Source organism: uncultured Dialister sp. (assembly GCF_900538805.1).
Taxonomy (GTDB): Bacteria; Bacillota; Negativicutes; order Veillonellales; family Dialisteraceae; genus Dialister.
Genome location: NZ_UPZP01000089.1, coordinates 1 through 9,098, shown reverse-complemented (window position 1 = coordinate 9,098; position 9,098 = coordinate 1). Strand labels below are relative to the sequence as shown.

General features: G+C 51.2%; 8 protein-coding genes. 4 read left to right on the top strand and 4 right to left on the bottom strand.

Annotated features, from left to right (window positions below):
• The 4 genes from QZQ29_RS07710 to QZQ29_RS07695 form a co-directional block, all read right to left on the bottom strand.
• Window positions 1–348: metal-dependent transcriptional regulator (locus QZQ29_RS07710; protein WP_296962024.1), on the bottom strand; the 348-nt coding region annotated here is incomplete at its 3' end.
• Between the two features lie 521 nt (window positions 349–869).
• Complete coding sequence (locus tag QZQ29_RS07705) at window positions 870–1,655, bottom strand: ribonuclease H family protein (protein ID WP_296962022.1); 786 nt, start codon at window positions 1,653–1,655, stop codon at window positions 870–872.
• A 51-nt stretch (window positions 1,656–1,706) separates the two neighbouring features.
• Entirely contained in the window at window positions 1,707–2,255 is a 549-nt protein-coding gene (locus QZQ29_RS07700; RefSeq protein ID WP_296962020.1) for a 3'-5' exonuclease, read from the bottom strand.
• A gap of 45 nt (window positions 2,256–2,300) precedes the next feature.
• Window positions 2,301–2,546, bottom strand: coding sequence for a hypothetical protein (locus QZQ29_RS07695; RefSeq protein ID WP_296962018.1), 246 nt, complete (start codon window positions 2,544–2,546; stop codon window positions 2,301–2,303).
• Between the two features lie 798 nt (window positions 2,547–3,344).
• Between QZQ29_RS07695 and dnaA the strand changes: the two genes are divergently transcribed.
• The 4 genes from dnaA to recF all read left to right on the top strand — a co-directional run bounded on the left by dnaA (window position 3,345) and on the right by recF (window position 7,971).
• Window positions 3,345–4,925, top strand: a complete 1,581-nt coding sequence (gene dnaA, locus QZQ29_RS07690) for a chromosomal replication initiator protein DnaA (RefSeq protein WP_296962016.1) — start codon at window positions 3,345–3,347, stop codon at window positions 4,923–4,925.
• 645 nt (window positions 4,926–5,570) lie between these two features.
• Window positions 5,571–6,689, top strand: coding sequence for a DNA polymerase III subunit beta (gene dnaN / locus QZQ29_RS07685; RefSeq protein ID WP_296962013.1), 1,119 nt, complete (start codon window positions 5,571–5,573; stop codon window positions 6,687–6,689).
• Window positions 6,689–6,901: an RNA-binding S4 domain-containing protein gene (locus QZQ29_RS07680; protein ID WP_296962010.1), complete on the top strand. Its 213-nt coding sequence runs from the start codon at window positions 6,689–6,691 to the stop codon at window positions 6,899–6,901. Before dnaN ends, QZQ29_RS07680 begins: the two co-directional genes overlap by 1 nt.
• Before the next feature lie 2 nt (window positions 6,902–6,903).
• A complete protein-coding gene (recF, locus tag QZQ29_RS07675) occupies window positions 6,904–7,971 on the top strand; it encodes a DNA replication/repair protein RecF (protein WP_296962009.1) in 1,068 nt (355 codons plus the stop codon).
• The last annotated feature ends 1,127 nt before the right edge of the window (window positions 7,972–9,098 follow it).

Genomic DNA, 9,098 nt, shown 5'->3' with positions numbered 1-9,098 from the left:
ATAGGCTTCCAGTTTTTCGGAAAGGATGTCGTTGGTCTGGTGCTCCAGTCCTTCCGCCAGTTCATGGGCTTCGCTCCAGGAGAAGTGGAGGTAGTCCACCAGGAATACTTCCCACAGGGCGTGGTAGCGGAGCAGACGGCCCGCTTCTTTCCGTCCCTTTCTTGTCATCTTGCTGCCTTTGTAGGCCGTATAGTCCACGTATCCCTGTTTCTGCAGTTTTGTAATCATCTCACTGACGGAGGGCGGGGATACCTGGAGCGTCTGTGAAAGTTCCTTGTTCGTGACAATGTCATGGGTTTCACTAAGCAGATAAATCGCCTTTAAATAATCTTCCTTGCCAGATGTCATGATAGTACCTTCTTTCTCCTGAAGAAAAACAGAGCCCAAAATATTTTAAAAAAATAAATTTCCCTCTTATTCATTTTTTATTATAGGCTCTATTGACATCAAGCACAAGAGAAAAGTAATTTTTTTTATGGTATTTATAAAGTGACTATCGCATATGAGGTAAGTGATATTAAAAAACAGTCGACGGGAAGAATTGCCGGGTGTGGAGATGAAAGCAATCTGCTTCCGGCTGCCAGCTGAGTCTTACTCGATGCCTTGGGATTCATCAACAGAAACTGCATTACAGTGATTAGCCGCCGCTGGCGGCTTTTATAATGGCGCCGCAGGCGCCCACCCCGCCAGCGCAGCGTGTCTTTATAACTCCCGAGGGCGGAGCCCTCAGAACCAGCCCGGAAGGCGGAGCCGTTCCCGGGCCGAACCCTTGGGGCCCAGGACCGCAGGTCCGGAGGCCCCATCAACCCTCGAGCCCGTAAGGGCGAGTCAACCTTCGGGAATACAGTTTATCTCCAACAATACCTCCATCACCTATGGTCCTTCGCCTCTTCCTTGGCCAGGCGGTCGCAGAGTTCGTTGTATTTTGTCCCCACATGGCCCTTGACCCACTGGAAGAGAATGTGGTGTCTTTCCATGAGGCCGTCGATGGCGGTCCACAGGTCCCGGTTCAGCACCGATGTGCCCTGCACTGTTTTCCAGCCGTTTTTCTTCCACTTGTCCACCCAGCCCTTGGTGAAGGCCTGCTGGAGGTACCTGCTGTCAGTGTGGAAGGAAATGGTGTGGACCCTGCCGTCGTCCGCCATTTTGAGAGCTTCATAGGCCGCCCGAAGTTCCATGCGGTTATTGGTGGAGGAGGGCTCTCCACCGGTTAATGTGAGAAGTTCTTTTCCGTCGGTGCTTAAAAAGACCGCCGCAAATCCGCCGGGGCCGTCGGGGTTCACCAGGCAGGAGCCGTCGGTGTAGATGGTGAGCTTTTCGGGCAGGGAAATGGTCATGGAAACGCCGTTGTAGGAAAGGATGCTGTCATCCAAAGGGTGGATGTGGGGCGGATAGAGGACTTCCAGTTTCCGAATATCCGGGATTTCCTTTTTCACTGCAGCTATAGGGGCGCCACAAGCGGCAGCTTCTTTCACCGGTTTTCCATACCAGGCCTCCGCTTCCTCCCTGGTGACGAAGCCTTTGTAAACGGCGCCGGGAAATCCCTGCACCTGTTTCTGGCAGTCCGGCCAGTTGTAGTAAACCCCCGGTTTCTTTCCTTTTTTTACAATATAATATTTCTTTTTGGCTGATGTTTTGAAATTTTTACGTATCATTCTGATTTCCTTTATAAAAAAAGCACGGATTCATGTGAGAATCCGTACTCCCTACATGGTCAGTGTTCCGTCTTCCACCATTTTCCAGAAGCAGTAGAGGGTGGCCTTCGTATCCTCCAGGCTGTCATGCCAGCCGCCGCCTTCGTAGCCGTAGTAATCGGCGCAGGTTATGAGCTTCTGGTACCTGTAGTGGCCGTATTTATTGAGGGGCAGGTTTCTTTCCTTTCCGTAGCGGTCGGAGAAGGGGCCCATGAGGTCGATGGGCCGAAGCTGCAGGCGGCCGGGAACATAGACGCCGTTCTGCCGGAGCATTTTCAGGTCGAAGGAAATATTATATCCCACCACCGCCTTCGCGTGGCGGAGAAGATGGGAAATATCATTCTTCCGGGCCTGGATGGAGGGCTTATCCGCCACCATGGCCGGTGTGATATGGTTCACCGCCATGGCGCCGGGCCAGCTTGCCGTGTGATCCGGTTTGAAATATTCATTCATGAGGACCTGTCCTTTTCCGTCAAGGATGGATACCTGCAGCAGCTCCGCGTCTCCCATAAAACCGGTGGTTTCCGTATCCAGCACAAGGATTTCGTTTCTATTCATCATCATCACTTCCTAAAAAAGGCGCAGAGAAACCTGCGCCGTCACTTTTTATTCCTCTTCCCAGGCCGTTTCCCTGCGGTAAGCCGCCCCATTGGGAAGGTCTTTATTTTTCATGGAATGGCGGAGCCTCCGGTTCAGCAGGGTCCGGATTTTCTTCTTTTCCCCGTTCCTGCTGGGCTGGATTTTTTCCATGTCTTCATCTTCCATGATTTTTTCCGTTTTTTCTTTGCCGTACATTTTCCGGGCATACTGGTTCAGTCTTGTCTCCCGGGTCACCTTCCGCGGTCTTTTCATGGCGTGATTCCTTTCCGGGGAAGCACCGGTTCAAGTGTATGAAATGAAGCAGTGCCTCCGTAACAATATCTCCTTTATGGTACCATGATTTGGCTGCTTTGACTAGTATAAAAGGGGCCGCTGTCCGGCCCCGGGTTCAAAAGGTTCAAAGGGTTCAGAAGGTTCAAAGGGTGGTGGATTGCCCTTCGGGCAATTATTTTATAATGACGCCTTTAGGGACAAGATTAACGGGCAGAAGTCCCGAAGGTTCTTAGGTTTGACAGCGCCTGTGGCGCTGAGGGTTGTGGTGGCGCCCTCTGAATAATCCGCTGCCTGCTGTCTATGATTTTTTCCCGCCGAATGGAGCTGGTACCTGTTATCTCATATACTGCATGTACCGAGATCCTTCGCTTACGCTCAGGATGACACTGCCCGGCGGGAAAGCTCTACAGGCAGCAGGCAGCGGTAAACAATAAGCTGATAGTCTCCCGTCTGAAATTCTATACATTCGGGATACAGTCCATCGCCCGGCGGACAGCGGTAAGCGGTAAGCCGATAGCGGACTTTTCCCTGTGAATTTCTGTGAACAGTAATTTCTACTATCCATAGTAGGTTCAAAAGGATTTTCTCCCATTATCTTGTGAATGTACAGAAAGGGAAAGAGATGGTAAAATTAAGTTATTCACAAGATTCTTCACTTATGAACAGCCTTATTCAAAGGCTCAGAATTTCCGTGTTTATCGAATTTCAGGTAAATTTTCACAGAAAACTTTCTCGTAGAAATTCACAGGTATTCACATATGATTCAAAGGAGATATTATGGATTTTTTCCTGCTTTGGGAACAGGTGCTGGACTACATCAGCAAGAATGACAGCCAGTACTACCAGATGTTCTCATACAATGTATTTCCCACATCCATGAATGATACCACCCTGGTCATTACCCCGGATAAACCTTATCTGGTACGGTGGATCAACGGGGTGTACAAGGGAAAGCTGGAGCAGATTGTGAGCCGGATTGCGGGGAAACCGATGAAGGTGGAAGTGGCCCTGCCCGATGAGTCCACCGCTCCCGCAGCGCCCCAGCCCCAGCCGGCGCCTTCTCCGTCTCCCGCCCCGGCGGCTCCTTTTCCGGAGGAGGAAAATCCCGCGACCCCTCCCATGCCGGCGCCTATTCCGGAGGCCCCGCCCACCGACCCCTTCCCTGAAGAAGTGGCACCGCCTGATTTTACCAATTTGAAGCCGAAGACCGCGGACCAGGTGACTCTGCCGGACATCCGGAACTATGAAGAGCTCCATGAGCCTTCCCTCTTTGATGCCGTTGGAAATATGCCGGAAACGAAGAAAAATTTCCAGCCCAACCCGGTGAATGAAGAGTACACCTTTGAAACCTTCGTCCACGGCAACTGCAATGAAATCGCTTACCAGGCCGCCTATGCCGTGGCCCAGACCGCCACGAATCCGAACCAGGCGGACCAGAAGATGAATCCTCTTTTCATCTACGGCCCCTCGGGACTGGGAAAAACCCATCTGCTTCACGCCATCTGTAACTATATACATACATATAAGCCAAGCCTGAAGGTGCTTTTCGTTTCCAGCGAAACCTTCACCAACGAGCTCATCGATGCCATCCAGAACCACACCATGCCCAAGTTCCGGGCGAAGTACCGGAACCTGGATTTCCTTCTCATCGACGATGTGCAGTTCTTCGGCTCCAAGGATTCCACGAAGATGGAAATCTTCAACACCTTCAACGAGCTCTTCGACAAGAAGAAATACATCATCATGACCAGCGACCGCACGCCGTCGGACATTGACAAGCTGGAAGACCGCCTGCAGAGCCGCTTCTCCAGCGGCCTGGTGGCTCCCATTTCACCGCCGGACTATGAAATCTGCTGCATCATCCTGCAGAAACGGGCGGAAAAAATGGGCATCACCCTGCCCAAGGACGTGGTGGACTACATTGCCAGCCACATTAATACCAATGTCCGTGAACTGGAAGGGGCCTTCAACAAACTGGTCACCTTCTCCCACATTAAAAGGGAACCCATTACCCTTGCCTTTGCCCGGGAAGCGCTGAAAGACCAGATTCCCATCGAAAGCGGCCAGGAGCTCACCGTAGATTTCATCATCGACACGGTGTGCAAATACTACGGCGTGAAGAAGGAAAAACTGCTGGGAAACGGGCGCCCCAAGAAAATCGTCATCCCCCGGCAGATTGCCATGTACCTCTGCCGCAACGAACTTCACGAATCCTATCCCACCCTTCGGGACTGCTTCAAACGGAAGGACCATTCCACCGTCCTCTACGCCTGCGAAAGGGTGGAAAACGATATGGCCAAAGACCCCCAGACAAGGGCTGCCGTGGAAGCCATCCGGAAACTGCTCCGGAAGCGGTGAGAAAAGGGTTTCCTATTCGGCTTGAAACCACTGTGTTTCTTACCGACAGGAAACTGTTTGCGAAAAGTTTCCTATCCGTCTTGAAACTACTGTGTTTCTTACCGACAGGAAACTATATGCGAAAAGTTTCCTATTCGGCTTGAAACCCTGTGTTTCTTACCGACAGGAAACTATATGCGAAAAGTTTCCTATTCGGCTTGAAACCAATGTGTTTCTTACCGACAGGAAACTGTTTGCGAAGGGTTTCCTATTGTGCCTGATACCATTGCGTTTCTTACCGACAGGAAACTATATGCGAAAAGTTTCCTATCCGGCTTGAAACCATTGCGTTTCATACCGACAGGAAACTTTATATAAAATGTTTCCTGTCCGGCTTGCCACATTTGTACCACCTCCCCAAGCTCAAACGACTGTGAATAAAACGGAAGGGGAGGGTGGAAATTCCTGTTTCCAGACTGTGAATAAAGCGGATTTCCGAAAAAGCTGTGAAATCTGTGAATAGTAAAAAAAGTTATTCACTTCCTTCTGACAAACCGTGACATTCGGAAAAATCGGGATTTTCACAAAGTTATTCACTTTTTCACAGCGTACTACTACGACTACTACTATCTTTTAATATCCCCGTCGTCTTTATAAGGAGCTGTCATGAAAGTCATCTTCAACAAATCAGACCTTTCCAGCGCACTGGACCGTGTCCAGCGGGCTGCCCAGACAAAAGTCACATCCAACACAAACAATGGATTTTTCATCTCTGCTGCCGGAGGGAACATTCTCATCCAGGCCAATGATTACACCATCGGTATCAAAACATCCTGTCCTGCCAACATAGAAGAGGACGGTGTCACCGTGATTGCAGCACCTCAGCTGCAGAGCACCATCCGTATGATGCCGGCAGGAGACATTATTATGGAAAAGGCGGACCATGAAAACCTGGTTTCCTTTAAGAGCGGATCCTATGTATCCAAATTCCCAACCAGGGACCAGGTGGAATTTCCGGATGTCCAGGAAATGGACCACCAGAACCACTGCCTGGTGAAATGCAGGGACTTTGCTGAAATGGTATCCCTCGTTTCCTTTGCTGCTGCCAACGATAAACAGAAGCCCATTTTTTCCGGCATCCTTTTTGAAGTTACAAAGAACACCTTCACCATGGTAGGCACCAATACCCACCGTCTGGCTGCCAAGGAAATCACCCTTGACGAAGAGGCCGCAGCGGAAGGCCGTTTCATCGTTCCCGCAGGCATCCTGTCCGACGTAAGCCGCATCCTTCCGCTGGACGATGACAAGGCGCAGGTGGAAATTTCCTGGTCCAAAAACCACGTGGCCTTCACCTTCGGCAGCACCTACTTCATTGCCAGCCTGGTGAACGGCGAATACCCGGACTACCACCGCATCATCCCCACCCATTTCGACGCCCGGGCGGAGGTGAACCTGAAGGACTTTGAAGAAGCGGTCCGTTTCGTCAGCCCCATTTCCAGGGACATGAGCTACCAGACCATCAACTTCCATTTCAACGGCGACACCCTGGAGATCTTCGAAGAAGATCCGGACATCGGCAAGGCGGACACCTCCATTCCGCTGAAACTGGAAGGGGAAAACATCAGCCTCACCTTCAACTGCAACTACATCGAAGACATCCTGAAGCATTCCAAAGGGGACACCATCATCCTGAACCTGCAGAAAGCAGGCCCTATCGTCATTGAACAGGAAGAAGACAAGAGCTACAACTACATGCTCACCCCCATGAGAGGAAGGAAATATTAATGAAAGAAATCCCGATTTACGGAGACTACATCCAGCTGGACCAGTTTCTGAAAAAGCTGGACTACATTTCTTCCGGCGGTGAAACGGCTGCCTTCCTGGAAGGCCACGATATCACCCTCAATGGAAATGAAGTCCATGAAAAACGAAAGAAAATCAGAAAAGGAGACATTCTCTCCATTGACGGCGAAGAATTCCATATGACCGGGGCCTAGCCATGAAATGTATATCCCTCCGCTGCATCCAGGTGAGAAGCTTTGAAGACAGGACCGTGGAACCGTCGCCGTCACTCACCCTTTTCACCGGCCCCAACGGCAGCGGCAAGACAAACCTCATAGAAGCCCTGTCCTATGCGTCCACCGGGAAATCCTTCCGCACCGGAAGCGACGGGGAAATCATCCGGCTGGGAGAGGACGAAGGCACTATTCTGGTGGACTTTGAAGCAGGAAAAACGGTGCAGACCATCAAAATCAAGCTCACCAGAAACCAGGGGAAAAAGATTTTCCTGAACGACACGGCCATCCGGAAAAAGGAACTTATGGGCCTCTTCCGCACCGTCCTCTTCACCCCCGACGAACTGCAGCTCATCAAAGGCGCTCCCCAGCTGCGCCGCCGCTTCCTGGACATGGAAATTTCCCAGGTCTCTCCCCGGTACTACGAAGAATTTCTCCGCTGCACCAGGGCCGTGCAGCAGCGGAACGGCGCCCTCAAAAACGCCCAGGCCACCGGGAAAAAACCGGACCTGGACATATGGGACATGCAGATTGCCGCCTCCGCCGCCTACCTGGTGAAAAAAAGACTGGAAACCATAGACCAGATGAATCGGACCGTTCCTGCCATGGAAGAAAGGCTCACCGGAAACAAAGAAAGCCTTGCCATCCGCTACGTCCAGCAGGGTAGCGAAAGTCCCCGGTATGACATGGAATGGTTCTTAGAGCAGCTCTCCCAAAGACGGGAAGAAGACGCCCGCTTCTGCCACACCTCCATCGGTCCCCACCGGGACGACCTTCGTTTCCTCCTGAACGGATTGGATATCGCCGCCTACGGCTCCCAGGGCCAGCAGCGTACCGCCATCCTTTCCATGAAACTGGCAGAAATGGAATTCATCAGAAAAGAAACCGGCGAATACCCGGTGCTCCTCCTGGACGACATCGGAAGTGAACTGGACAGAAGCCGCCGGGCCGCCCTCCTTTCCTTCCTCATGGAACAGGACATCCAGACCCTGGTCACCGGCACGGAGAAAATGTTTGAAGGAGAAGGAAAAGTGGTGGAACTGGGAGAGTGAGACCGCTATCCGCTGTCCGCTTACCGTTTTCCGCTGCCTGATGCCCGCTCCTTCCCGCTGTCCACCAGTCATTCGGTGTCGGCGGGAAGACATCAGACTGACAGACGTTCAGACTGCAGACATCAGATGGGCTGTATTGCTGAACGTAAGAGGGGGCGCCGCTGACGCGGCAGGTTGTACAAAAAAGGTTGTGTTCGCTTCGCCCAGAGGGCGGATACCATGGTGGCAGGAAAATTGTATTCCTAAAAGCACGAGGGTTCAGGCGTATGATGGCGCCCTTTCGGGTGCCATTTTATAATGCGGCGGAGCCGCCACCACAACATTCGGCCCCAAGGGCCGTCAAACCTAAGAACCTTCCTATACAACCCTTCTACACAACCCTGCCGCGTCAGCGGCAGCCCCTGCGGCGAAGCTGCCACCTTTTTTATTCCTGAGATACTCATTCCCCAAAAAGGACTATGTTATCAGAGAGAACTGATGGAGCTCCGAAGGGACATCCCTTTCCTCCTGCCAGGCCCATTCCTTATAAGGGACAGGGGAAAAGGAAAGAACTTCTCATGAATCAGCCCCCTCTTCGGTACCGACAACGCAAAAAAACTCCTGATGAAAGACCTGTTAGAACTCTTGGTGGCAATATAGCGTGCTTTTTCTTCTTTGACGACACAGACATTCCGCTTCGGCGGCTACCCCTGGCCGATTCACTGAAGAAGGCGACCTTGACGCCCTACCGCGCATCAGCATGGGACGAATCAGGAGTTTTTGACTGCAAAAAACAGGCCCGGCGCTTTTTGCGCCGGGCCTGTTTCACGTGAAACAATTTTGGGTGAGTGAGAAGGAAAGACAGTAAGGCAGCTTTGGGCTGTTCGCAGGGAATTGCCATTTTAGGGGATAGCAAAGTAAAAATACTCTTCAATGCTTTTGATAGCGAAATGATATATCCGTTTCAAATCAGATAGAAAAATATTTGCTATGATTCTAATGCACATGATATTATTTACATAAGACAGCTGGCATGGCTTTCTCTTACTTCCTGTAAGAGGAGGTGATTCACTATGAGCCAAGAATTGTATCAGGCCTTTATGGTCATCATTAATTTTGCTGCTCTGGTGGTCGCCATTATTGCACTT

What these genes read in the sequence shown, in the direction of transcription:
- QZQ29_RS07705 (WP_296962022.1), bottom strand. Translation starts at nt 1,655, where the DNA reads ATGATACGTAAAAATTTCAAAACATCAGCCAAAAAGAAATATTATATT.
- QZQ29_RS07700 (WP_296962020.1), bottom strand. Translation starts at nt 2,255, where the DNA reads ATGATGAATAGAAACGAAATCCTTGTGCTGGATACGGAAACCACCGGT.
- QZQ29_RS07695 (WP_296962018.1), bottom strand. Translation starts at nt 2,546, where the DNA reads ATGAAAAGACCGCGGAAGGTGACCCGGGAGACAAGACTGAACCAGTAT.
- dnaA (WP_296962016.1), top strand. Translation starts at nt 3,345, where the DNA reads ATGGATTTTTTCCTGCTTTGGGAACAGGTGCTGGACTACATCAGCAAG.
- dnaN (WP_296962013.1), top strand. Translation starts at nt 5,571, where the DNA reads ATGAAAGTCATCTTCAACAAATCAGACCTTTCCAGCGCACTGGACCGT.
- QZQ29_RS07680 (WP_296962010.1), top strand. Translation starts at nt 6,689, where the DNA reads ATGAAAGAAATCCCGATTTACGGAGACTACATCCAGCTGGACCAGTTT.
- recF (WP_296962009.1), top strand. Translation starts at nt 6,904, where the DNA reads ATGAAATGTATATCCCTCCGCTGCATCCAGGTGAGAAGCTTTGAAGAC.